The organism is Leifsonia sp. Y862 (assembly GCF_057669585.1).
The window spans coordinates 398,678-421,786 of sequence record NZ_JBYHFR010000001.1; the positions used below are offsets into that span (position 1 = coordinate 398,678).

At 65.3% G+C, this 23,109-nt stretch carries 21 protein-coding genes; 8 read left to right on the plus strand and 13 right to left on the minus strand.

The features are described from left to right. The first annotated feature begins 20 nt into the window (after nt 1–20). On the plus strand, nt 21–1,325 hold the full coding sequence (locus AC25Z0_RS01860; RefSeq protein ID WP_488118563.1) for a citrate synthase: 1,305 nt from the start codon (nt 21–23) through the stop codon (nt 1,323–1,325). Nucleotides 1,326–1,405: 80 nt separating this feature from the next. On the opposite strand, the gene AC25Z0_RS01865 is transcribed toward AC25Z0_RS01860, so the two are convergent. Both AC25Z0_RS01865 and dapD read right to left on the minus strand, forming a co-directional pair. Then, complete coding sequence (locus AC25Z0_RS01865) at nt 1,406–4,150, minus strand: penicillin acylase family protein (RefSeq protein ID WP_488132125.1); 2,745 nt, start codon at nt 4,148–4,150, stop codon at nt 1,406–1,408. A gap of 114 nt (nt 4,151–4,264) precedes the next feature. Beyond that, nucleotides 4,265–5,257, minus strand: a complete 993-nt coding sequence (gene dapD / locus AC25Z0_RS01870) for a 2,3,4,5-tetrahydropyridine-2,6-dicarboxylate N-succinyltransferase (RefSeq protein ID WP_488118565.1) — start codon at nt 5,255–5,257, stop codon at nt 4,265–4,267. A 95-nt stretch (nt 5,258–5,352) separates the two neighbouring features. Between dapD and dapE the strand changes: the two genes are divergently transcribed. The 3 genes from dapE to AC25Z0_RS01885 are packed head-to-tail and all read left to right on the plus strand — an operon-like array spanning nt 5,353 to nt 7,900. Continuing rightward, entirely contained in the window at nt 5,353–6,417 is a 1,065-nt protein-coding gene (dapE, locus tag AC25Z0_RS01875) for a succinyl-diaminopimelate desuccinylase (protein WP_488119505.1), read from the plus strand. A gap of 5 nt (nt 6,418–6,422) precedes the next feature. Further along, nucleotides 6,423–7,667, plus strand: a complete 1,245-nt coding sequence (locus AC25Z0_RS01880; RefSeq protein ID WP_488132126.1) for a hypothetical protein — start codon at nt 6,423–6,425, stop codon at nt 7,665–7,667. Between the two features lie 59 nt (nt 7,668–7,726). Then, nucleotides 7,727–7,900 carry a DUF3117 domain-containing protein gene (locus AC25Z0_RS01885; protein ID WP_488119506.1) on the plus strand — a complete coding sequence of 58 codons (174 nt, stop codon included), beginning with the start codon at nt 7,727–7,729 and terminating at the stop codon, nt 7,898–7,900. Nucleotides 7,901–8,160: 260 nt separating this feature from the next. Here the strand turns inward: AC25Z0_RS01885 and AC25Z0_RS01890 are convergent, their stop codons facing one another. Then, nucleotides 8,161–8,790 carry an O-methyltransferase gene (locus AC25Z0_RS01890; RefSeq protein WP_488118567.1) on the minus strand — a complete coding sequence of 210 codons (630 nt, stop codon included), beginning with the start codon at nt 8,788–8,790 and terminating at the stop codon, nt 8,161–8,163. 86 nt (nt 8,791–8,876) lie between these two features. Between AC25Z0_RS01890 and AC25Z0_RS01895 the strand changes: the two genes are divergently transcribed. Beyond that, complete coding sequence (locus tag AC25Z0_RS01895) at nt 8,877–9,281, plus strand: twin-arginine translocase TatA/TatE family subunit (RefSeq protein ID WP_488118568.1); 405 nt, start codon at nt 8,877–8,879, stop codon at nt 9,279–9,281. 336 nt (nt 9,282–9,617) lie between these two features. Here the strand turns inward: AC25Z0_RS01895 and AC25Z0_RS01900 are convergent, their stop codons facing one another. The 5 genes from AC25Z0_RS01900 to AC25Z0_RS01920 form a co-directional block, all read right to left on the minus strand. Beyond that, nucleotides 9,618–11,168: a succinic semialdehyde dehydrogenase gene (locus tag AC25Z0_RS01900; RefSeq protein ID WP_488132127.1), complete on the minus strand. Its 1,551-nt coding sequence runs from the start codon at nt 11,166–11,168 to the stop codon at nt 9,618–9,620. Between the two features lie 81 nt (nt 11,169–11,249). Continuing rightward, nucleotides 11,250–12,218, minus strand: coding sequence for a hypothetical protein (locus AC25Z0_RS01905; RefSeq protein WP_488132128.1), 969 nt, complete (start codon nt 12,216–12,218; stop codon nt 11,250–11,252). A gap of 16 nt (nt 12,219–12,234) precedes the next feature. Continuing rightward, nucleotides 12,235–13,380: an Mrp/NBP35 family ATP-binding protein gene (locus tag AC25Z0_RS01910; protein WP_488132129.1), complete on the minus strand. Its 1,146-nt coding sequence runs from the start codon at nt 13,378–13,380 to the stop codon at nt 12,235–12,237. Then, the gene (locus tag AC25Z0_RS01915) at nt 13,364–13,933 is read right to left on the minus strand and encodes a DUF1003 domain-containing protein (RefSeq protein ID WP_488132130.1); all 570 of its coding nucleotides are present in this window, start codon (nt 13,931–13,933) and stop codon (nt 13,364–13,366) included. Before AC25Z0_RS01915 ends, AC25Z0_RS01910 begins: the two co-directional genes overlap by 17 nt. Next, nucleotides 13,920–15,296, minus strand: coding sequence for a magnesium transporter MgtE N-terminal domain-containing protein (locus tag AC25Z0_RS01920; RefSeq protein ID WP_488118572.1), 1,377 nt, complete (start codon nt 15,294–15,296; stop codon nt 13,920–13,922). The genes AC25Z0_RS01915 and AC25Z0_RS01920 overlap by 14 nt, the downstream gene beginning before the upstream one ends. Before the next feature lie 57 nt (nt 15,297–15,353). Between AC25Z0_RS01920 and AC25Z0_RS01925 the strand changes: the two genes are divergently transcribed. After that, nucleotides 15,354–16,031 carry a YflT domain-containing protein gene (locus AC25Z0_RS01925; protein WP_488132131.1) on the plus strand — a complete coding sequence of 226 codons (678 nt, stop codon included), beginning with the start codon at nt 15,354–15,356 and terminating at the stop codon, nt 16,029–16,031. Nucleotides 16,032–16,136: 105 nt separating this feature from the next. Here the strand turns inward: AC25Z0_RS01925 and AC25Z0_RS01930 are convergent, their stop codons facing one another. Together AC25Z0_RS01930 and AC25Z0_RS01935 are read right to left on the minus strand one after the other, a co-directional pair. Continuing rightward, a complete protein-coding gene (locus AC25Z0_RS01930; protein ID WP_488132132.1) occupies nt 16,137–17,705 on the minus strand; it encodes an aminopeptidase P family protein in 1,569 nt (522 codons plus the stop codon). Nucleotides 17,706–17,709: 4 nt separating this feature from the next. Further along, entirely contained in the window at nt 17,710–18,747 is a 1,038-nt protein-coding gene (locus tag AC25Z0_RS01935) for an endonuclease/exonuclease/phosphatase family protein (RefSeq protein ID WP_488118575.1), read from the minus strand. Between the two features lie 160 nt (nt 18,748–18,907). On the opposite strand from AC25Z0_RS01935, the gene AC25Z0_RS01940 reads away from it, so the two are divergent. Then, entirely contained in the window at nt 18,908–19,777 is an 870-nt protein-coding gene (locus tag AC25Z0_RS01940) for a PHP domain-containing protein (protein WP_488118576.1), read from the plus strand. Between the two features lie 12 nt (nt 19,778–19,789). Here AC25Z0_RS01940 and AC25Z0_RS01945 read toward each other — a convergent pair whose 3' ends face one another. Continuing rightward, on the minus strand, nt 19,790–21,394 hold the full coding sequence (locus AC25Z0_RS01945; RefSeq protein WP_488118577.1) for a DEAD/DEAH box helicase: 1,605 nt from the start codon (nt 21,392–21,394) through the stop codon (nt 19,790–19,792). A gap of 164 nt (nt 21,395–21,558) precedes the next feature. On the opposite strand from AC25Z0_RS01945, the gene AC25Z0_RS01950 reads away from it, so the two are divergent. After that, the gene (locus AC25Z0_RS01950) at nt 21,559–22,275 is read left to right on the plus strand and encodes a ferritin-like fold-containing protein (protein WP_488118578.1); all 717 of its coding nucleotides are present in this window, start codon (nt 21,559–21,561) and stop codon (nt 22,273–22,275) included. 232 nt (nt 22,276–22,507) lie between these two features. Here AC25Z0_RS01950 and AC25Z0_RS01955 read toward each other — a convergent pair whose 3' ends face one another. Further along, on the minus strand, nt 22,508–22,816 hold the full coding sequence (locus AC25Z0_RS01955; RefSeq protein WP_488132133.1) for a hypothetical protein: 309 nt from the start codon (nt 22,814–22,816) through the stop codon (nt 22,508–22,510). A gap of 5 nt (nt 22,817–22,821) precedes the next feature. After that, the gene (locus AC25Z0_RS01960) at nt 22,822–23,046 is read right to left on the minus strand and encodes a DUF3107 domain-containing protein (protein WP_488118580.1); all 225 of its coding nucleotides are present in this window, start codon (nt 23,044–23,046) and stop codon (nt 22,822–22,824) included. Between the last annotated feature and the right edge of the window lie 63 nt (nt 23,047–23,109).

A 23,109-nucleotide genomic window follows, 5' to 3' on the forward strand; every position in this document is an offset into this window, starting at 1 on the left:
TTAAAGATTCAGGAGGCGCCGTGAGCGACGTCGCAACACCGTCCAACGATCCGCAGAAGGCAACACTCACCTACCCGGGAGGAACCGCAGAGTTCCCCATCCTGCGGAGTGTTGACGGGGCGTCGAGTCTCGACATTTCGACGCTGACCCGCCAGACAGGTCTCACCACACTCGACTACGGCTTCGTGAACACCGCGGCCACGCGCTCGGCAATTACCTTCATCGATGGTGAAGAAGGCATCCTGCGCTACCGCGGTTACCCGATCGAGCAGATCGCGAAGAACTCGAGCTACCTCGAGACCGCGTGGCTGCTCATCTATGGTGAGCTGCCGACTGAGAGCGAGCTGTCCGACTTCGACCACCGCATCCGTCGCCACACGCTGCTGCACGAAGATCTCAAGCATTTCTTCAGCGCCCTGCCGCACAACGCGCACCCCATGTCGGTGCTGTCGAGTGGCGTGTCTGCGCTGTCGACGTACTACCAGGACTCGCTGAACCCGAAGAACCCTGAGCACGTCGAGATCGCGACGGTTCGCTTGCTCGCCAAGCTTCCGGTCATGGCTGCATACGCGCACAAGAAGAGCATCGGCCAGGCTTTCCTGTACCCAGACAACTCGCTGAGTTTCGTCGACAACTTCCTCAAGCTGAACTTCGGCACCCTCGCGGAGCCCTATGAGGTCAACCCGGTCGTCAGCAAGGCGCTCGAGCGCCTGCTCATGCTGCACGAAGACCACGAACAGAACGCGTCGACGTCGACCGTTCGCCTCGTAGGGTCGACGGAGGCCAACCTGTTCGCCTCTGTCTCCGCCGGCATCAACGCGCTGTTCGGCCCGCTGCACGGCGGCGCCAACGAAGCAGTGCTCTCGATGCTCCAGGACATCAAGGACTCCGGCGAGGGCGTTGCAAAGTACGTCGAACGCGTGAAGAACAAGGAAGCCGGCGTCAAGCTGATGGGCTTCGGACACCGGGTCTACAAGAACTACGACCCGCGCGCGAAGCTCGTCAAGGAGAGTGCCCACGAGGTGCTCGCCGCGCTCGGCGTGCAGGATGACCTGCTCGACATCGCCATGGAGCTCGAGCAGTACGCGCTGAACGACGACTACTTCAAGGAACGCAAGCTCTACCCGAACGTCGACTTCTACACCGGCGTCATCTACAAGGCCATGGGATTCCCGACGCGCATGTTCACCGTGCTCTTCGCGATCGGCCGCCTGCCGGGCTGGATCGGCCACTGGCGCGAGATGAACGAAGACACCGCGACGAAGATCGGCCGCCCGCAGCAGCTGTACATCGGCTCAGGGGCGCGCGACTACCCCGTCCGCTAAGGCGGCACGTCAATAGAAACCACATCGTTCAGGGAGGCCAGCCGGCCTCCCTGAACTGCGTTAAGCCTGCCCGACGTGTCTTACGGCGTGAGGACCAGCGTGTTCGTCGCCGCCTTCGCAACGGCGTCCAGGCTGAAGAGCCACTCCCTGGTCTTGCCGTGCTGCCACAGCGGCGTCTGGTCGGTGTAGTTCGGGTGGTAGGCATGGCCTGATGCCCCGGTGAGGTTGATCCACGTCGACTCGTCGAAATCGGCCAGGCTGATCACCTGGCGCATCGACGGTACCCAGTTGACCTCATACCCCTCCGTTGCCGACCACGCCATGGCGTTGACGACGGATGACCCGCCCCCGACCTCGTATGGGCCGCGGTTGAAGAGCCACTCGATGGGCGCGATGCCCGACTGCCCGAAACTGCTGTTGGTGAGGCTCAGGGTGTGGAGGCTTCCCCACTCCCAGGTGGACTCGCGCGAGCCCAGGAGGTCGACGGCTTCTGCGGCGGCTTCGTCCAGCGCATCAGACAACACAGCGTCGCGGCCGGTGACGCCGGTGCGATCGCTCTTCCACCAGGGCGAATCGGGCTGTTCGAGGAGCGGAATCACCACCTGGAACGATCGGTCACCACCGGTGAGCTGGGTGCCATCGGGCAACGATCCGAACATGTCGTCGAGCAATACGCGCCAGACGATATTGAAGTAGGCAGCCGCTGCTGAATCGTCGTCGACCGAGAAATCCCAGCCATCGAACAATGCTTGCGCCTCTGCGGTGGCGTCATCGCGTGAGGTGTCGATGGCCTGCAGGTGCGGCACGAGGGCGGCCGCGATGGCACTGAAATTGTCTGACTGGATGTCGCTCATGTCGGCAGCGGTCAGCGGCACCCCCGCAGTGATGAACTCCTGCAGCCGGTTTGTGATCTGCGTGGCGCGGTAGCCGGCATCCCAGTCAGCGGTGAGGAACGCCGGGTAGTCGGCCGGCGTCGCCGCATTGTTCGCCGTCACGATGAAGCCGCTTGGTGGGTTGTAGAGCGTTGGAAGCTGCTCGAAGGGGATTGTGCCACTCCAGCCGTATTCGCTGGTCCAGCCGGGCACGGGGAGCGTGCCATCGCCACGCGTGCGGATGGGGATGCTGCCAGGAGCCTGGTAGCCGATGTTGCCCTCGACGTCGGCGTAGATCAGGTTCTGCGACGGTACTTCGAACAGTTCGGCTGCGGCGCGGAAGCTCGTCCAGTCCGTTGCAAGGGCCATGGCGAAGATAGCGGATGCCGTCGTGCCGGGGGTGAGGGCCGCCCACTGCAGTGACAGCTCATACGATGCAGCGGGCGGCGTCGCATCCGCTGCCGTCTCAGCGCTGCCGTCGGCAGCCGTGTCGGCCGCGGTGCCTGTGCCAGCTGCAGTGTCTGTGCCGGCTGGCGCCTCTTCGCTGAGGTCTGGCATATCTGCGGCCACCGGATACTCCGTCGAGATGCTCGCGAAGTCGGTGCCGACGAGTGAGCTGACGATCGGCCCGTGCCCCGTCGACCTGATTTCGATCTTCACAGGGTCACCGCCGGCGACCGTGATCTTCTCGTTTCGCACCGTGAGCGGCAGCTGCTGGCCGTCGTACTCGTAGGTGTCTCCGGTGACCTTTTCGACATACAGGTCGGCGACGTCGGGGCCCAGGTTCGTGAAGCCCCATGCGACGGTGGCATTGTGGCCGATGATGATGCCAGGCATGCCGGAGAAGCTGTAGCCGGCCAGGTCGAACGGGCAGTCCGGGCTGACGGTCTCGCAGCGGAGGCCCACCTGGTACCAGACGGAGGGCAGCGCAGGGCCGAGGTGCGGATCGTTGGCCAGCAGCGGCTTACCGCTGTCGGTGAGGGCGCCAGAGACGACCCAGGAGTTCGAACCGATCTCCCCGCCCGCAGGTCCAAGCAGCTCTGGAACGCTCGCCAGCGCGGCACGCAGGCTGTCCAGCGGGGTCGCCAGGTCCGCGGCGGATGCTGCGGCGTCAACTGTGGCAGTGCCGGCCGTGTCAGCGCTGGCAGCGGTGTCGGTGCTGGCAGCCGTCTCAGTGCTGGCAGCCGTGTCCGCTGCCGCGGTCTCTGCGTCGTCGGCCGGAATCACGGCGGGCAGGCCACCGAGGATTGTCGGCTGTGACGCGAAGTCGAACGCCGGATGCAGAACGCCGATATCGGTCGCCGCCAGTTCGGTGGACAAGAGCGAACGATCGATCTCGTCGTCGAGGTTCGACCTGAGGTCCCATGCCATGGCTTTCAGCCAGGCCACCGAATCGGCTGGGGTCCACTTTTCGGGGGTGTAGCCGGGGTTCTGCAGGTCGAGCACGGCGTACTCGAGTGAGATGTCCGCACCTGAGTGCTCATCGAGGTACTCATTCACGCCATCGGCGTATGCCTGGTAGTAGCCGAGCGTCACTGGATCGAGAAGGGCGACCTCCTGCTCGGCGATCGCTCGCCAGCCCAGGGTGCGGATGAAGGCATCCGTTTCAACCTGGCTCTCGCCGAACAGCTCTGACAGGCGGCCAGAGGTGACGTGGCGTCGGAAATCCATCTCCCAGAAGCGGTCCTGCGCGTGCACGTAGCCCTCTGCCATGAAGAGATCGGCCGGCGTTGTGGCCACGATCTGGGGAATACCGGCGTCATCGCGGTAGACCGTGACATCGGCCGACAATCCAGGTACCTGCACCTCGCCGCTCAGCTGTGGGAAGGAACGGGTGACCGTCCAGACCCCGACGCCGCCGGCAACAATGGCGAGTACCACCACCACGCCGAGGGTGATCAGCGCAGGCTTGTATCGTCTGCGCCTCTTGCTGCGCGGTGCGTCGGTTCCCACGTCACTCCCTCGTGATTGCTGTGCGGTGCTCGTGCTCGTGCCGTGCGTGTGCGGTGCTGGTGCGATGCTACTGCGGGTGGTGCTGCAAAGCGGGAATGTGTTGGAGCGTAAACCTTAGGCGTGCAGGGCGTCGTTCAAGACGACACCCGTGCCGCTTCTCGGCAGTACCTCGACCGCTCCCGTGAGGGAGTTGCGGCGGAAGAGGAGATTCGGAACGCCGGAGAGCTCGACGGCCTTCACCGTGCGGCGGGCGCCGTCAGCGGTGCGCGTCTCGTCGAGCACGACAACCTTGGTGCCGGCCGTGACGTAGAGCCCGGCCTCCACGACGGTGTCGTCGCCGATGGAGATGCCGATGCCGGAGTTGGCGCCGAGGAGTGCGCGCTCACCGATCGAGATGCGCTGCGTTCCGCCGCCGGAGAGCGTGCCCATGATGGATGCGCCGCCGCCGATGTCTGAGCCGTTGCCGACCACGACGCCCTGTGAGATGCGCCCTTCCACCATGGAGGCGCCGAGGGTGCCGGCGTTGAAGTTGACGAAGCCCTCGTGCATCACCGTTGTACCAGGGGCCAGGTGTGCGCCGAGGCGAACGCGGGAGGCGTCCGCGATGCGCACGCGGTCTGGCGTGACGTAGTTGAGGAGTGGCGGGAACTTGTCGATGCCTGATGCCTGGATTCCGGCGCGCTGCAGCAGGGGGCGCAGGCCGTCGAAGTCGGCGGGCAGCACGGGGCCGGCGTTAGTCCAGACCACAGAGGGGAGGTGCGCGAAGATGCCGTCGAGGTTGAGTGTGTTCGGGCGCACGAGCAGGTGCGACAGCAGGTGCAGGCGCAGGTAGGCATCCGGGGTGTTGCTGGGGGCGGCATCCAGGTCGATGACCGTGGTGATGGCGTCAAGCCGCACGTTGCGCCTGGCATCCTCCCCGGCCATCTCTTCGAGTTCGGCTGGAACGATCCACCGCTCGCGGTCCTCCGGCAGTGCGCCGAGGCGCGGGGCCGGGTACCAGGTGTCGAGGACGGTGCCGTCGCCGGCAATGGTGGCAAGTCCGTACCCCCAGGCCGTGGAGTGTGATTCGGCGGGAGCGGTGATCTCGGAGTCGGGGGTGGTTGCCATGCATCTAGATTAGTAGGGTGCCCGATAATGCCGAGTCCTCCGTCACAGCGCCCGCCGATCTCAACGCGGGCAGCCCGCAGTCCGCTTCCCTTGACCTGACTCTCGGGTCAGTTGAGCTGACCCGGATCATCTGCGACATGGAGTCGGTGTCTGGAAACGAGACAGCGCTGGCGGATGCCATCGTCGCCGCGCTCGCCGCGTACCCCCACCTCGAGATCATCCGCGACGGAGACACGATCGTGGCCAGGACCAACCTGGGACGTGCGGAGCGCGTGGTCATCGCCGGTCACATCGACACGGTTCCCCTCAACAACAACCTCCCGACCCGCTTCGAGACGATTGACGGCGTCGACTACCTCTGGGGACGCGGCACCGTCGACATGAAGGCCGGCGTCGCTGTGCAGCTGAAGCTGGCAGCCGAGCTGGTCGATCCAGCCGTTGACATCACCTGGATGTGGTACGACAACGAGGAGGTCTCGTCAGACCTCAACGGGCTCGGGCGACTGGCTCGTAACCGCCCTGACCTGTTCGCCGGCGACTTCGCAATCCTCGGCGAACCGAGCAACAGCCAGGTCGAAGGCGGCTGCAACGGCACGCTGCGCGCCGAGATCCGCACATTTGGGCGCAGGGCGCACTCCGCGCGCAGCTGGGTGGGGGAGAACGCCATCCACAAGGCAGCGCCCATCCTGGCGACGCTGGCCGCATACGAGGCGCGCGAGGTCGAGGTGGAAGGCCTGGTCTATCGCGAGGGACTCAACGCTGTCGGGATCACGGGTGGCATTGCCGGCAACGTCATCCCAGACGAGTGCATGGTCCACGTAAATTACCGGTTCGCCCCGAGTCGCAGCGTTGAGGAGGCCATCGCGCACCTCGACGAGGTCTTCCCCGGCTACGACATCACGGTCATCGACAGCGCTGCGGGCGCTCGCCCTGGCCTTGATGCCCCGCTGGCGCAGCAATTCCTGGCCGCGGTAGGCGCTGAGCCGCGTCCCAAGTACGGCTGGACTGATGTCGCGCGCTTCTCCGCGCTTGGCGTGCCGGCCGTGAACTACGGGCCAGGCGACCCCCTGAAGGCCCACGCTGACGATGAGCGGGTGGCACTCACCCAGATCGTCGAGTGCGAGAACGGCTTGAGGTCGTGGCTCAGCGCCACCATGTGACCGGCATGACGTCCCTCACGCCCGCAGTGCCGACGACGCGAGCCACGCGCACGACGCACTGGCTTCCCGTCTCGTGGCGCGTCCGCTATCGACTGACGCCGTGGTGGGCGCGGGTACTGGTCGTCTGGGCGCTGTCCAGGGTGGTCACCACGACGCTGGTGCTGATCCTGGCCAGTGTGCAGGGGGCCAACGCGTGGACGGGCGCCCAGCCCGGCTATGCAGATTTCGCGAATATGTGGGACGGCCGCTGGTACAACATCGTGGCGGTCGGCGGATACCCGTCTGAACTGCCGCTCACCCCAGAGGGCGAGGTCGCCGAGAATGCCTGGGCGTTCATGCCGGGGTACCCGGTCGTCGTCCGGCTGCTCATGATGCTGAGCGGACTGCCATGGGCACCCGTCGCCGTCTTCGTGTCTGTGGCGTTCAGCCTCGGCACCGCGCTCGTCTTCTACCGGTTGATGGTGAAGTTCCTGCCGGCATCCACCGCGCTGTTCTCCGTGGTGCTGTTCTGCGTGGCTCCGCTGTCGCCGATCCTGCAGTTCGGCTACGCGGAGTCGATGAACCTGTTCTTCCTGACCCTCGCGCTCCTCCTGCTGGTTGAGCGTCGCTATGCGCTGCTTTTCCCGGTGATCACGGTGATGGCCCTCACCCGGCCGAGCGGGCTTGCCTTTGCGCTGGCACTCGGGCTGCACGTGGTGCACCGGTGGTTAACCAGGCAGCGCGATCCGTTCCCGGTGCGGGAACGGGTGCTGGCGGCATCCGTTGCAGTCTTCAGCGGGCTGATGGGCCTGGCGTGGCTCCTGGCCGCATGGGCGGTGACCGGTTCGATGAGCTCCTATACCGATACGGAGCTCGCCTGGCGCTCGGCCTACATCGGGTATCAGGAACTCATTCCATTCACGGCATGGTTCCAGAGCGGTGTCTGGTGGTTCGGAATGCCCCAGGGCATCATCATCGTTATTGTCGTGATCGCGCTGTTCGCCGTAACAATGTTTCTGCCGGCCGTTCGCCGCCTCGGCGTCGACCTGCGCTTCTGGGTGTTGAGCTACGCGCTCTACCTGCTCGCGGTGTTCTTCCCGCAGTCGAGCACGTTCAGGCTGCTCATGCCAATGTTTCCGTTGCTCGGGGCGGTCGCACAGCCCCGAAATACGATCTACCGGGTATTCCTCGTCATAGCCTCCATTGGGGGCCAGTGGGTCTGGTTATTGATCTGCTGGGGAGTCGATGGCGCCGATTGGACACCGCCGTGATTATTGTCTAGGCGAAAAATGGTCGATAATGGAAGAACACTCGAATGGAAGGGGAGTTCATGGCGGCCATGAAGCCACGGACCGGAGACGGGCCAATGGAGGCTGTAAAGGAGGGGCGCCTCATCATCGTGCGTGTACCGCTCGAGGGGGGTGGGCGACTCGTCGTCTCTGTGAACGACGCTGAGGCTCTTGAGCTTCACGATGCGCTCGCCGGGGTCGTGAACCCCGCGTAATAGCTTTATCAATCGGCTGTGCAGCTTCTGCTGCACAGCCGATTGCTATTTAACCCGTCTCCGCTGGTTCGAGGCGACAATGGATGTCGCGCAGAAGGCCACGTATGTCGCGCAGCGGGCCACCGTGTAGCGAATACAGGATGAATCGAGCAACTGTCACCGAATACAGGACGGATCGCGCTCTCTGCGGCAATGTTTCCGGTTTTCGCGACAGGCCTGGCGGCACCCTCGACCACGTCTGTGAAGCCGAGTGCGGCTCGCTACGCCCGCTTGGTCATCTGGAGCAGGCCGTCTCCAACGGGGGAGAGGGCGCTCACGACGGCGCCAGAGGGCGCGATCTCCGTGAGGAGCGTGCGGAAGCCGGTGGCAACCTCATCGCGCTGCGTTGGGTCTGCGACGCGGCCACGCCACAGGGCGTGCGCCACGAGCAGGGTTCCGCCTGGCCGGGTGAGGCGCAGGCCGTGTTCCACGTACTCGATGACGGACTGCGGGTCGGCATCGATGAAGACGATGTCGTAGGAGTTCTCATTCATCCGTGGCAAGACGTCGCCGGCCTTGCCCGTGATCAAGCGGATGCGATTGGCCATGATGCCGGCTTCAGCGAAGCTGACCCTGGCGTGCTGCTGGTGGTCGATCTCGGTGTCGATTGACGTGAGGGTCGCGCCAGGCGCACCCGTGAGCAGCCACATGCCTGATACGCCGGCGCCGGTGCCGACCTCGAGGATGCTCTGCGCATTGGACGCGGCGGCGATGACAGCGGTCTGCGCACCGACGGCCGGCGCGATGGCGTCGATGCCGAGCTCAAGGGACTGCTGCCGTGCCCGGGCAATGGCATCGGTCTCGACGACGAAATCGTCGGAGAATTTCCAGTTCAGTTCTTTGTCAGACACAGTGCGCTCCAGTAGATGATTAGGACAACCTTACGGCCGGCTGGGTGCTGGCACGGGGAGGCCTCGCCGCAGGTTATCCTGATGTGATGTTCGGGTTGACTATGGAGAAGGTCCTTTTGATAGGGATCATTGCTGTCTTCCTGCTCGGACCGGAAAAACTTCCGCACTACGCGGCCAAGTTCGGGCAGCTTGTTCGTCAGCTTCGTGACATGGCCAACGGGGCCAAAGACCGCATGCGCGACGAGATGGGTCCGGAGTTCGACGATGTCGACTGGAAAAAGCTCGACCCGCGTCAGTATGACCCGCGCCGGATCATCCGCGAAGCCCTGGCCGATGACGACCCTGCGGTCAGCGGCACCCCCGCATCGGCTGCTGCTGCCACGATTTCTCGGGCACCGAATCAGAACGGGGCCTACCTGCAGCGGAAGCGTGCGCGCGAGAGCGCGCTGACGGCCACCGAGCCGACCCCGTTCGACTCAGAAGCCACCTAGCCGCTGCTCCGCCACGGAGCGACTGGCTGGAACGCTGCCCCGTTGGTCGAGGAGCGAGCGCCAGCGAGTGTCTCGAGGCCATCGTGAGCCGTGAGACTCCGTTGGCCCTGGCATCCGCTCGCAAGAAATCGACTCAAAAACTCCCGTTTGCGTCGATTATTTGCGAGTCCATTGCGAGTCAGCGACGGCGATTCGGCCGACATCCGCCCGCGCGGCATGAACGCAGCTACGCGGTAGCTGTAACAACCGCGCAGCTGCGTTCGATGCGCGCCGCTCGAAATCGCAACGTCGCTCTGGAGATCGGCTCGCTGGATTTCGCGAGACGCAACCAACGACCTAGCGGCGGCGGATTGCCTTTAGGATGCCAGACATCAGCAACATCGGTGCCGCCAGCTGCCCGAACTCCTGCCCGGTGCGGGGAAGCTGTACCAACCCGGTTGCCCGCGAGATCGTGACCGGATTGACGAATCGAAGCAGACCCTCGTGGCCGTTTCGGCGCCCGAGGCCCGAACCCTTCACGCCGCCCATCGGCGCATCGACCGTGCCGAACGAGCCACGGTAGCCCTCGTTGATGTTGACGCTCCCGGCCTCGATCGCGCTGGCCACCTGCATTGCTCGCCGAGTGGAGCCCGACATGACTGACGCGTTGAGGCCGTATGCACTGTTGTTGGCGGCGAGGATGGCTTCCTGGTCTGAATCGACGATGGCGATCGACACGACAGGACCGAACGTCTCGTTGGCGAAGCAGTCCATCTCCGGCGTGACATCCGTCAACACCGTCGGTTCGTAGAAGAACGGTCCGACATCGGGTCTGGCGCGGCCGCCGGCCAGGATGGTCGCTCCCTTGGACACGGCATCGTCGACGTGCGCGGTGACGTTGTCGAGCTGGGTCTGTGTGGTCAATGAGCCCACATCGGTCGCGTAGTCGAAGGAACGACCAAGCTTCAGCGACGACACGACAGTGCTGAACTCGGCGATGAATGCGGCCGAAACCGATCGCTGCACGTAGATCCGCTCGATCGACACGCACAGCTGCCCAAGCGAGGAGAAGCACGCATAGGCGGCATCCTTCGCGGCCTTCTTCACGTCGACGTCGTCCAGCACGATCAGCGGATTCTTGCCGCCGAGTTCGAGAGAGACACCCGTCAGGTTCTCGGCGGCCTGCACAGCCACGCGCTTGCCGGTCGCCGTCGACCCTGTGAAGCAGATGTAGTTGGCCTGCGCGGTGACGGCGCTGCCGATTTCGGATCCCTCTCCGGTGACGACGGCCCACAGCTCGGCGGGCACGCCGGCCTCGATGTAGGCGCTCCGGAGCGCCAGGATGCTGAGGGCACCCTGGTTGTCGGCCTTCTGCACGACGCCACAGCCAGCCGCGAGGGCAGGGACGACATCCATTGCAGCGAGGCTCAGCGGATAGTTCCACGGGGTGATGATCCCGGCGACGCCCTTCGGGCTGTATCGCACCCTGGTCGTCACGATGAACGGGAGGGCGGATTGTCGGCGCCCACCTTTCAGCACGTCACGGGCCGAGAGCGCGTTGTAGCGGGTGACACTCGTTGACTGGAAGACCTCCTCGAACGCCTGCCCACGGGTCTTGCCCGTCTCAGACTGCACGAGGTCAAGCAACAATTCCTTGCGCTCGATGATGAGGTCATGAGCACGCAGCAGAACAGCGCGACGGTGAGCGAACCCTGCCCTGGCCCACGCCAGCTGGGCGAGGCGCGCGCGGCCGTATGCGCTCTGCACATCGGCGGTGCTGCTGGTGGGAAGCTCATGCAGTACCTGCCCGCTGAACGGAGCGATGACGGGCACGGTGAGTCCGGTGGTTGAGGTGATTTCGCGATCAAGCGCGGCGATGAGCGTGTGATCGAGCGGGGAAGCTGCCATGGTCGCCAGTCTAGGTCAGACGCCCCAGTTGAAGCTCATATGCGGTGAGCGGATGCAGCAGCCTATGCAGCTGCCTCTACATCAGTAGGCGCAGTAGTCGGCGATCCAGTCGTAGATCTCGCTGCGCACCGTGTCTGGCACAGCCACATCGATCTGGCCGGCACGCTGACCGAGTTCTCCGCCCGTCACCGACACATCGACGGGGAACACGGTGCCTCGCTTGTCCTCAGCGACGGCGTGCGGGTCGCACCGTGTCGGCCGCAGGTCGAGCGAGATCGTGAGCGGCACAGACGAGGCGGAAACGGATGCGCCCACCGGCCAGCCCTCACCCGTCGGTCCGGCGAGCAAGACCGTGCCCCCGACCGAGTTCACCTCGATCGTTCCGGTGGAGCCGGTCGGGGTGAGCACGATATCGACCAACGCCACCGACTCTGGTCCGTCGCCCTCCACCCGCAGCTGGTCGCTCGCCACCACGCTGGCCACCGCGCTCACCGCCGCGTTCAGGCAATCGTCAGCAGAGATCCGGGCAATCGCTCCCGTATCGTCGAGCGGCGTGACGGATGCCTGCACATCGTCTCCGCCCGGCTCTCGCCAGGTCAGTGTCACGGTCGCGCCGTCCGCCGTGTGCGTGCCTCCACCGGCATCCGTGGGTTCGGCGGGCGCTGTTTCGGCTGGCGCTGTTTCGGCCGAACCAGTGCAGACCGGCGCCGCCAGGGCGACGGGCAGATTCCGCCTCATGCCGGGGGAGAGCACGAGGTCGTCCGAGTAGCTGGCGGGCCCCGCGAACAGCGGGGAGGCGAACGTTGCATCCCGCAGGTCGAAGTCGGCTTCCCCGTTGTTGGAGACGCTCACCTGGAGCGTGCGGGTGGCGTAGTCGAACCTGCCCTGGAAAATTCGTACGCTCACCCCTGTCGGCAGCGCGGCATCCGTTGCCCCATCAACCGCAGGGGTCGGACTGACGCACGCCGTGACTGTGAGGCAAAGCAGGAGCGCGCCGGCAACGGCACGAGCACGCGTTCCCCGACCAACGATTCCCCCATGCTCGTTCATCGCGGCGCCGATCCCACTACCGCCGGGTGACCGACAAGCTCAGGCCGGAGAGGCCGCGTGCCCTGGTGGCCAGGATGTCGGCCACAGAGCTGATGGCGACGCTGGCGGGGTCTGCGGGGTCGGCCAGTACAACGGGAACCCCATCGTCACCGCCGCTTCGCAGCGCGACGCTCAGCGGCACCTGGGCCAGCAGGGGTACGGGAGTGTCCTGTCCCTGGCTCAGGCGGAGAGCGACGTCTGCGCCGCCCCCTGAACCGAACAGGTCGAGGATGCTGCCATCCGGCTGGGGCAGGCCAGCCATGTTCTCGATGACCCCGTAGAGCTTCTGGCCGGTCTGCCTGGCGACGACGCCGCTGCGCTCTGCGACGTCGGCTGCGGCGGGCTGCGGGGTCGTCACGACGATGACCTCAGCATGCGGCAGCAGCTGCCCAACGGAGATCGCCACGTCGCCGGTGCCGGGCGGCAGGTCGAGAAGGAGGACATCGAGATCGCCGAAATAGACATCCGTCAAGAATTGCTGGATGGTGCGGTGCAGCATGGGCCCTCGCCACGCCACAGCCACTGACGCGTCGTCGACGAACATGCCAATGGAGATGACTTTCACGTCGTGTGCGACCGGCGGCAGAATCATGTCGCCCACCTGGGTTGGCTTCACCCCGTCGAGGCCGAGCAGGCCGGGGATCGAGAAGCCGTGCACATCCGCGTCGACGATGCCGACTTTCAGGCCTCTGCGTGCGAGCGCGACAGCAAGGTTGGCCGTGACCGTCGACTTGCCGACGCCGCCCTTGCCGCTCGTGATGGCATAGACGCGCGTCAGCGAATCAGGGCCGAACTGCACGCCGCGCGCGGCCTTGCCACCCCGCAGCTTCTCGGTGAGGGCCTGGCGCTGCTCGCGGGTCATGATGGCGACCTCCACCACCGCGTTGCCGGTGCCGGCAACAGACTCAGCAGCCGTCAGCACGTCACGCTCAATGCGATCGGCTGCCGGGCAGCCGGCAATGGTCAAGCGGATGCCGACGGTCACGAGCCCGGCATCATCGACCAGCACGGACGACACCATGTCGAGCTCGGTGATGGGTTTCCGGATCTCCGGGTCGGTCACGCGCGTCAGCGCAGCGGTGACCCGTTCAATCGTCGACGATGCATCATTCAGCGCCGGCATGGTTGCGTCCTTTGGAACTGTCACGGTCTGCCTGGTCCTTGCCAGGCAGCTCGTCGTTGTCGTGCGACTCCAACTGCTCGACCAGCGTACGCAGCTCAGCGCGGATGAAGTCCTTTGACGCCATGTCCTTGATCGCCAGGCGCAGCGCGACGACCTCACGGGCCAGGTACTCCGTGTCGGCCAGGTTGCGCTCCGCACGCTGGCGGTCCTGCTCGATCTGCACGCGGTCGCGGTCGTCCTGCCGGTTCTGCGCCAACAGGATCATGGGTGCCGCATACGACGCCTGCAGGGAGAGAACCAGGGTCAGCGCGATGAAGCCGAGCGCTGCGGAGTCGAAGCGCAGGTGCTCAGGCCCGAGGGTGTTCCAGAGGATCCACGCGATGGTGAAGAGGGTGAGACCGGCGAGGAACCAGGGTGTACCCATGCCGCGGGCGATGGATTCGGTGAAGCGCCCGAACCGGTCGCTGCCGGTACGACCGCGCCCAACGAGGGGAGTCGTCCGCAGGCCTTTCGGTGCGTCGAGACGAATATCTGTCTTGCTAGCTCGTGCCATTGGTGCTCCTCCTTCCTCGTAGCATCCGCCCGCCCTGTGCGGGGTCTGCGGGAGTCGATCCGCCCGGAAGCGGGATGCTGCCTGTTGTCAGCTGGGTTCTGGCTGCCGCGCGCCTTCGCACGTCGTCGTTGCCGTCCTGACTTCGCCAGTCGTCGGGTAACAGGTAATCGAGAACATCATCAATGGTCACCACCCCGACGAGTCGGCGGTTTTCATCGACGACGGGCACGGAGACCAGGTCGTAGCTTGCAAGAATGCGGGAGACCTCTGCGGCAGACGTGTCTGCGGTCACCGGGTCGAGGCCGGCGTCGAGCAGCGTGCCGAGGCGCTCGTGGGGTGGGTAGCGCAGCATCCGCTGGAAATGCACCATGCCGAGAAAACGACCGGTCGGCGGTTCATACGGGGGAAGCGTGACGCAGATGGCAGCGCCGAGGGCAGGGGCCAGGTCGTGACGACGGATGAGGGCGAGGCCCTCTGCCACCGTCGCGTCTGCCGACACGATGATGGGCTCTGTGGTCATGAGTCCACCGGCGGTGTCAGGGGCATACGTCAGCAGGAAGCGGACGTCGTCTGCTTCCTCCGGCTCCATGAGGTCGAGCAGCTGTTCGCCACGCTCCTCTGGAAGTTGCGCAATGAGGTCGGCGGCGTCGTCTGGCTGCATGTGGTCGAGCACGTCAGCGGCACGGGCGTCGCCCAGTTGGGTGAGGATGCCGACCTGCTCGCTTTCGGGCATTTCCTCAAGCACATCGGCGAGACGGTCGTCAGGAAGCTCACCGGCAACCTCGAACATCCGCTCCTTTGGCAGGTCGAGCAGTGTGTTCGCGAGGTCGGCCGGCTTCAGGTCTGAGTAGGTGGCGATGAGCTGCTCGGCGGACTGGGCCTCGCCGACCGTGGTCTTCTCACGCACATCGCTCCAGCTCGTGAACACCGTCGCGCCCTTGGCGAACGGTGACGGGCTGGTCTTTGGACGACGCACGAAGAGCTGGCTGATAGCCCACTCGCCCTGATCGGTCTCCTCGATGGCAACGTCTTCGACGGTGGCCTCGCCTGAGCCGTCGTTGAAGACGACCTTGCGCCCGAGCATTTCTGCGATCACGCGCACTTCGCCGCCGCGCTGTTCGAACCGGCGCACGTTGATGAGTCCTGTGGTGATGATCTGGCCGCTGCCGATGCTGGTGACGCGCCCGATGGGCACGAACACGCGGCGCTTTCCCGGAATTTCGACGATCAGGCCGACAACGGTGGGCGGGTCACTTTTTCGATAGACGACCAGTACGTCTCGCACCTTGCCGACGCGGTCACCCGCGGGGTCGAAAACGGTACACCCGGCCAAACGGGCGACGAAGACTCTGGAGGCACTCACAGGTACAAACCTATGCCACTCGCCTGTGTTTTCCTGACCCCGTGGAAGAATGGAGCCATGAGTAATCAGAGGACGTTTGGTGGCCGCGGTCAAGGTCTCTTCCCGACACTGCCCAAGGGAGACGTCGTCGCGACCTACGAAACCTACGTTGAGGCGCAGGCTGCGGTCGACACGTTGGCGAAAGCGGACTTTCCCGTGCGCCAGCTGTCCATCGTCGGCAATGACCTCAAGAGCGTCGAACGCGTGACCGGCAAGCTCACCTGGGGCCGTGTCGCCCTTGCTGGCGCGGCATCCGGTGCCTGGCTCGGTGTGTTCTTCGGATTGCTGTTCTTCATCTTCTCGCCCGACGGCGCCGGGCTGCCGTTCGTGCTCGCCGCCGTACTGATCGGTGCCGGTTTCGGAATGCTCTTCGGTGTCGTCAGCTATGCGGTCAACCGTCGCCGCCGCGATTTCACGTCGACGATGCAGGTCATTGCCGCCAACTACCAGGTCATCGCGGAATCGGGCCTTGCGAATCGTGCCCGCAACCTGCTGGCCGGGCAGGCCACCGCAGCGGAGGCCGCGCAGACCGAGGCACCCGCTCCGCACCCGTCAGACCCGCCGCGCGCCTTCGTGCCGCCGGTGGCGCCGCCGACCGACACTCCAACGGATGCGACGCCGCCCGCAGCAATTCCGCCCGCAGCAACCCCGCCAATCGACTCTCCTGACGCCGACGGCACCCGCCCGCAGGTCTAACCACCGAGCTCACCACCCGTTAAACGCGAAAGCGCACTTTGTGTCGTTTTACCTTTCGGTAAGCGACACAAAGTGCGCTTTCGTGTGCTGGGTGCTGCAGGGCAGCTAGCTCAGGCGGGCGATCCAAGCCTCAACATCCGCTGATGACCGGGGGATGCCGATCGACAGGTTCTCAGCGCCATCCGCTGTGACGAGGATGTCATCCTCGATCCGCACGCCGATGCCACGGAATTCCTCTGGCACGGTCAGGTCGTCCGGCTGGAAGTACAGGCCCGGTTCGATGGTGAAGACCATGCCGGCCTCCATCACGCCGTCCATGTACATGTCACGGCGAGCCTGGGCGCAGTCGTGCACGTCGAGACCGAGGTGGTGGCTGGTGCCGTGCACCATGTAGCGGCGGTGCTGGCCGTTCTCCGGCTGCAGCGCTTCCTCAGCAGAGACGGGCAGGATGCCCCACTCGGCGGTCTTGCGGGCGATGACCTCCATGGCGGCGGCGTGCACCTCGCGGAAGATGACGCCGGGGCGCACGACGGCGAATGCCGCATCCGCTGCCTCGTGCACTGCGTCGTAGATGCGGCGCTGCACGTCGGTGAACGTGCCGTCGACGGGCAGGGTGCGGGTGATGTCTGCCGTGTAGTAGCTGTCGACCTCGACGCCGGCATCGACCAGGATGACGTCGCCAGGCACGACGGGGCCGTCGTTGGTGGTCCAGTGCAGGATGCAGGCGTGCGGGCCGGATGCCGCGATGGTGTCATACCCGACAGTGTTGCCGTCGAGGCGTGCGCGCGTGTTGAACACGCCCTCGACCAGACGCTCACCGCGCGGGTGGCTGCTCGAGCGCGGGAAGTCGCGGATGACGTCTTCGAAGCCGAGCGCTGTGGCGTTGACGGCCAGGCGCATCTGCTCGATCTCGTAGCTGTCCTTCACCAGACGCAGCGCTGACAGGTCGCGGGCGAACTGGGCGTCAGGCTCGTGCTCTGAGTTGACCTCGAGGCTGAACGGGGCATCGCTTGCGTTGTTGCTGAGTGCCTTCTCTGCGGCGAAGCGGATGCGGGCATCATCGACGAGCGCTGTCAGCTCTGGGTCAGCCTCCCGCACCACGAGCGTTGAGCTGTCGACAGCGGCGAGCACCAGGTCGAAGTCGGCGATGCCGCGTACCGTGAGGCCGAGGTCGCTGGAGACCTGCGCCAGCGACGGGCGCGAGCCGATCCAGAACTCACCGATGGTGGGGTTGGCGTAGAACTCGTTGGACTCGCGGCCGGCGCGCTCCCTGAAGTACAGGGTGGCGTCGTGTCCGGTCGCCGTCGGCTCGAGTACGAGCATGGCGCCGGGCTCTGAGTCGCTGCCCCAGCCGGTGAGGTGCGAGAACGCGGAGTGCGCGCGGAACGCGTAGTCGCAGTCGTTCGAGCGCTGCTTCAAGCGGCCGGCAGGGATGATCAGGCGCTGGCCCAGATACAAAGCTGAGAGGCGCGCGCGTCGCGCTGCGGCAAATGGCGCCTGCTCGCGGGCGGGAGGAAGCGTGTCCTCTCGCTCCGCCCAGCCGCTGGAGATGTAGTTCTGGAACGTGTCCGAACTCGGAGTGGTCGACCGGTTCGCGTTCGGGCGAGCGGTGGCGGCCGAGTCTGGGCCTGGGGTAGCTTCTGTGGAGCTAGCGGTGTTGGTGGAGTCTGCCATGTTGTTATTCTCTCATTCTGGCGACGATCGGGCGGTGGTCGCTCCCCGCGTCATCCTGGGTGCGGATGACACTCAAGCTGTCGAAAGTCCAGTTTTCCGTGGCCAGCACGTGGTCGATTGGGGTGCCGAGCACGGCGGGTGCGGTGGCAGGCCAGGTGCCGATTCCGGCTGAGTCCGTCTGCACGCCGGCATCACGACAGTTGCCAAGCACCGTATCCGACAACACAGAAGCGGATGCCCCACGCCCGGCCATGTGGTCAACCGTCGCGTTGAAATCGCCGGCCATGATGACATCCGCTCCCTGGCACTGGGTGGCGAGCCAGTCGAGGTCGACGCGCCAGTTGGCCATCTCCTCCTCGACCGGTGCGACGCTGTGCACGGCAACGAGGGTGGGCCCGCTTCCGCTCACGGGGCTGGCGACCACGGTCGGCAGCACGGCGGTGTTGCCTGGGGCGCCGGGCGCCTGGCTGTTGCTCAGTGTGTATTCGCCCAGCGCTGAACTGACCAGCAGCGTCGTCGACCTGGCCTTCGAGACGAGGTCGAATGCCACGGTGAACACCTGCATGGGGGTGCCGGCCTGCGCCATGGCATCGGCAACGGCCGTGCCGGTGATCTCCGTTGTCTCTGGCAGGGCAACGATATCGGCGCCCTCTGCGATCGCGAGCTCGGCGATGACGGCTGCCCCCGGCGCGTCTCCGAGCGTGTTCCAGCTCAGCACGGTGAGCTCGCTCGCAGACTCTGTGGCGACAGGGGCCGCGGCGGAGTCAAAACCACGGACGCCGAGAATCACGCCGTTCGCCACGGCGAACACGAGCATGAGGGCGGCGAGCGTTCCGGCCAACGCGCGGAACGGGGGGATGAGGCGGATCATGAGCAGCACGACGATCGAGGCGCAGGCGACGGCGATGCCCAGCCCCCTGAGGGAGACCGCCTGCGCGACGAGCCAGCTGTTCTGCAGATCGAAGAGCTGGGGCCAGGTGAGGATCAGGAGCCCGACAGCCACAGCCAGAACGATGAGGGTGTTGAGCAGACGGAAGATCATGACTCCACAAGAGTAGGCGACGAGACTGGAGTTTTTCTGGCTCTGTCCGCAGAATTGCTCGCTGAATTCTCCTGCTGGATGCCCTGGCTGGCCCCTTGTACTGCGGCGTGTGTGATTGCCATCCCACGGGGGCTTCGACAATCGCAACTAGCATGGGGGGATGGCAGTTGACTGGCGTTTTCGCACTCCCATCGACTTGCACACGCACTCGAGTGTCTCCGATGGCACAGAGTCACCAGCGCAGCTGATCAGGGCGGCGAAAGCTGCCGGACTCGGCACCGTTGCGCTCACCGACCATGACTCGACGGCTGGGTGGGCTGAAGCCACTGCAGCAACGCTCGGAACCGGTCTCACGCTCATCCCAGGCATGGAACTCAGCACCCGCGTCAACTACGCCAGCGTGCACCTGCTCGTCTACCTGTTCGACCCGACCAATGCGGCGCTCGTCGCAGAGACCGCTCGGATTCGCCACGCACGTCTCGTGAGAGCGGAGCAGATGGTCAATCGGATCGGGGAGGACTACGAACTCAGCTGGGATGACGTGCTGGCGCAATCAACGGATGGCGGCACGATCGGACGCCCGCACATCGCCGACGCTCTCGTCGCCCGCGGACACGCGCTCACGCGCAGTGAGGCCTTCGCGGGCATTCTGCACTGGAAGGCCGGCTACTATCAGCCGCACTATGCGCCGGATCCGCTCGATGCCGTCACCATGGTGCGGGCGGCTGGGGGAGTGCCGGTGCTTGCGCATCCCGCCACCCGCAGTGTCGCCGACGTCGTGCCTGAGGCCAGGCTCGCGAAGCTTGTCGACGCAGGGCTGTTCGGTCTTGAGCTTGACCACAGGGAAAACAAGCCAGACGCAACGGCGCGGCTTCGCGTGCTTGCGGCGACGTATGGCCTGGAGATCACCGGGTCGAGCGATTACCACGGCTCTGGCAAACCGAATCGTCTCGGGGAAAACACAACGGCGCCCGACGTGCTCGAGAAGATCATCGAGCAGGCGACGGGCGCCGAGCCGGTATACGGCTAGTGCTGTAAACGCTTAGGCCTGGGTGTCGCCCGTGGCCTGCGGTGAACGGCGACGTGAACGGCTGCGACGGCGCGGTGCGCTGTTGCCGTCGTGGTGCTCTACTCCGCCACCGTCGTGGGTTCCGGCAGCCGGGGTGGCCACAGGCGCGTCTGGGTTGGTGGTGGTGCTCACGCGGGTACGGGTGCGCGTGCGCTGCCCGGTGCGTGTGGCAGCGCCCTCGCCGATGGTCTCACTCGAGATGGGCGTTGAACCGGCAGACGAGTCGGTGCGTGAGCCCGAGTTCGAGCCTGAGCGTGAACCAGATCGCGGCGAGCCTGAGCGGGCAGAAGCCGACCTCGCAGAACCCTGGCCGGCGCGGCCGGAGCCAGCACGGTCAGAGCCTGAGCGGTCACCGGAGCGTCCGCCCGTTGACGGGGCACCTTCCTTGGGCGGCGATGCGCGCAGACGACCCTTTGACCCCGTGGGGATGTTGAGGTCGGAGTAGAGGTGCGGTGACGACGAGTATGTCTCTGTGGGTTCCGGCTGGCCGAACTCCAGTGCCTTGTTGATCAGGGCCCACTTGTGCAGGTCGTCCCAGTCAACGAAGGTGACGGCGATGCCGGTCTTGCCTGCGCGTCCGGTACGGCCGACGCGGTGCAGGTACGCCTTCTCGTCTTCGGGGATGGTGTGGTTGATCACGTGGGTGACGTCGTCGACGTCGATACCGCGAGCAGCGACATCCGTTGCAATGAGGATGTCTTTCTTGCCGGCCTTGAACGAGGCCATGGCGCGCTCGCGCTGGTCCTGGTTGAGGTCACCGTGCACGGCCGTCGCGTTGAAGCCGCGGTCGCCGAGTTCTTCGACGAGCTTGGCTGCCGCACGCTTGGTGCGGGTGAAGATCACGGTCTTGCCGCGGCCTTCAGCCATCAGGATGCGGCCGATGACTTCGTCTTTGTCCATGTTGTGAGCGCGGTACACGAGGTGCTCGATGTTGGCCTGCGTGAGGCCCTCATCGGGGTCGGTCGCACGGATGTGGATCGGCTTGGTCATGAAGCGACGTGCGAGGGCCACGATCGGGCCAGGCATGGTCGCGGAGAACAACATGGTGTGGCGCACAGCGGGAGTCTGGGCGAACAGCTTCTCGATGTCGGCGAGGAAGCCGAGGTCGAGCATCTTGTCGGCCTCATCGAGCACCATTTCGCGCACGTTCTTGAGGTTCAGCAGACGCTGGCTGGCGAGGTCGAGGAGACGACCAGGCGTGCCGACGACGATCTGGGCGCCGGCCTTCAGCTGCTCGATCTGGCCTTCGTATGCCTTGCCGCCGTAGATCGACACGATCTTGGTGTCGCGGTTCTTGGTGGCCAGTGCGAGGTCTTCGCTCACCTGGACGCACAGTTCGCGGGTCGGAACCACAACGAGTGCCTGTACGCCGGGCTCTGGGTTCAAGCCGAGGCGCTGGATCAGGGGAAGGCCGAAACCGAAAGTCTTACCGGTTCCTGTCTTGGCCTGACCAATGATGTCCTGCCCGGCGAGTGCCAGCGGGATGGTCTGTGTCTGGATGGGGAATGGTTCGACAATGCCTTTTTCGGCGAGAGCGTCGACCATGTCCTGGTCAATATTAAGTTCGGAGAAAGTCACGAATGTATGCCTGTCAATGCGTAGAAGAGAGATGCGCCTGTCATCGCTCTCAGGCGCAATGTTACCGATCCATCGCCGGTAACCTTCCCTCCAGCTTACCGGACCGCGCCTTGGAGCAGCCTGTGCCGCCCGGCGTGCCCGCTGGCGTGTCCTAAGCTGATGTCGTGATCTCGTGGTTAGGTGGGCGCGAAAAGCGCACAGAACTCCCGCGGCTGAAGCCCCGCCGGAGTGAGCTGTCGACGACGAAGGTCGACATCTCCCAGCTGACGCCTGCCCCACTGTCGGCTCTCGGCCAGGCCGCATATGTCGAGCTCGGCATCTTCGAAAGTCTTGCCATGGCTGTGGCCGGTGCCCCCAACCTGCACGCCAAAGAAGGCTTGAGCCTTGCGGCAGGCGGAGCGTTGACGAAGCATCACGCGTTGATCGCGGAGATACGTCGTCGCGACAGCGAACCGGCAGAGGTCATGGCTCCGTTCGCCGACAGGCTCGACCGTTATCGCCAGGCGACGCACGGCGCCGACTGGTACGAACTGCTGCTCAGCTGCTACCTGACGACCGGCCTGCTCGAAGACTTCTTCGTGAGCCTCGCTGCCGGCTTGCCCGGTGACCTCGCCTCCAAGGTTGCGCACATCCTGTCAGCGGATGCCGCCACCGACGTCCTGGTGCGCGAAATCACCGCCGGCATCGAAGCCGACCCCCAGCTGGGATCGCGCCTGGCCATGTGGGGTCGACGACTCGTCGGCGACACCCTGCTGATCGCGCGTTCCGCCATGCAGGTGTCCGGCGACCTGACGCAGGACGAGTCCCGCATCGAGCCGGTGTTCACCGAGATGATCGCGGCGCACACGCGCCGAATGGATGCCGTCGGCCTGACGGCTTAGCCGCGTGGCGGTCTGACGCCCAGGCCGCTTCCCCCGCTGGTCGAGGAGCGAGCGCCAGCGAGCGTCTCGAGACCTCGCATGCCTCCCCGTGATCGCGACAAACTCGCATCCGCTCGCCGAGTGTCGCCGTTACGCCCGAAAGTCGCCGTTACAACAGCGATTCTCGGCGGAAACGGCGACTCTCGAGCAGAGCAGAGCAGAGCACGGCGATCAAGGGTGACCGCGCTACGACTTAAGAGTTGCTCGGTACGCCCGTGCGAATGAGCGTGTGCAGCAGCTGCTCATCGCCCTCTGCGCGCTTCTTCGACAGCACGATGTCCACGCCGAATGACACGATGAGCGCGAGTCCGAGTGAGACCCACCAGATCCAGCCGCCGTCCCACGCCCAGCCGAGCCACGTCAGTACGACCCAGGCAACGGATGCCACGGCCGTGCCGATCGCCGGCACCAACACGACACCGTGTGTGCGGCGACGCGGAAGGACGTACCGTGCAGAGAGCCCCAGGATGGCGCCTCCGAGGGCGACGAAGAGGAGTTCCATCGAACTTAGGCGACGAAACCGACGCGGCGGGACGTCTCAGAGCCCACCTCGACGTATGCCAGGCCGTTGGTCGGAACGATGTAGAGCTTGCCCTTATCGTCGGAGAGCTTCAGGTAGCCGGTCTTGCCGGCAAGAGCGGCAGCAACCGCCTCTTCGACCTCAGTCGCGGGCAGCGACGTCTCGAAACCGATCTCACGGGGAGAGTTGAAGATGCCAATGCGGATTTCCACCAGTTGCGCCTTTCGTTGACTACTCGCCCAGATTACGGCAAACCGCCGAAGCGGTCCGACACA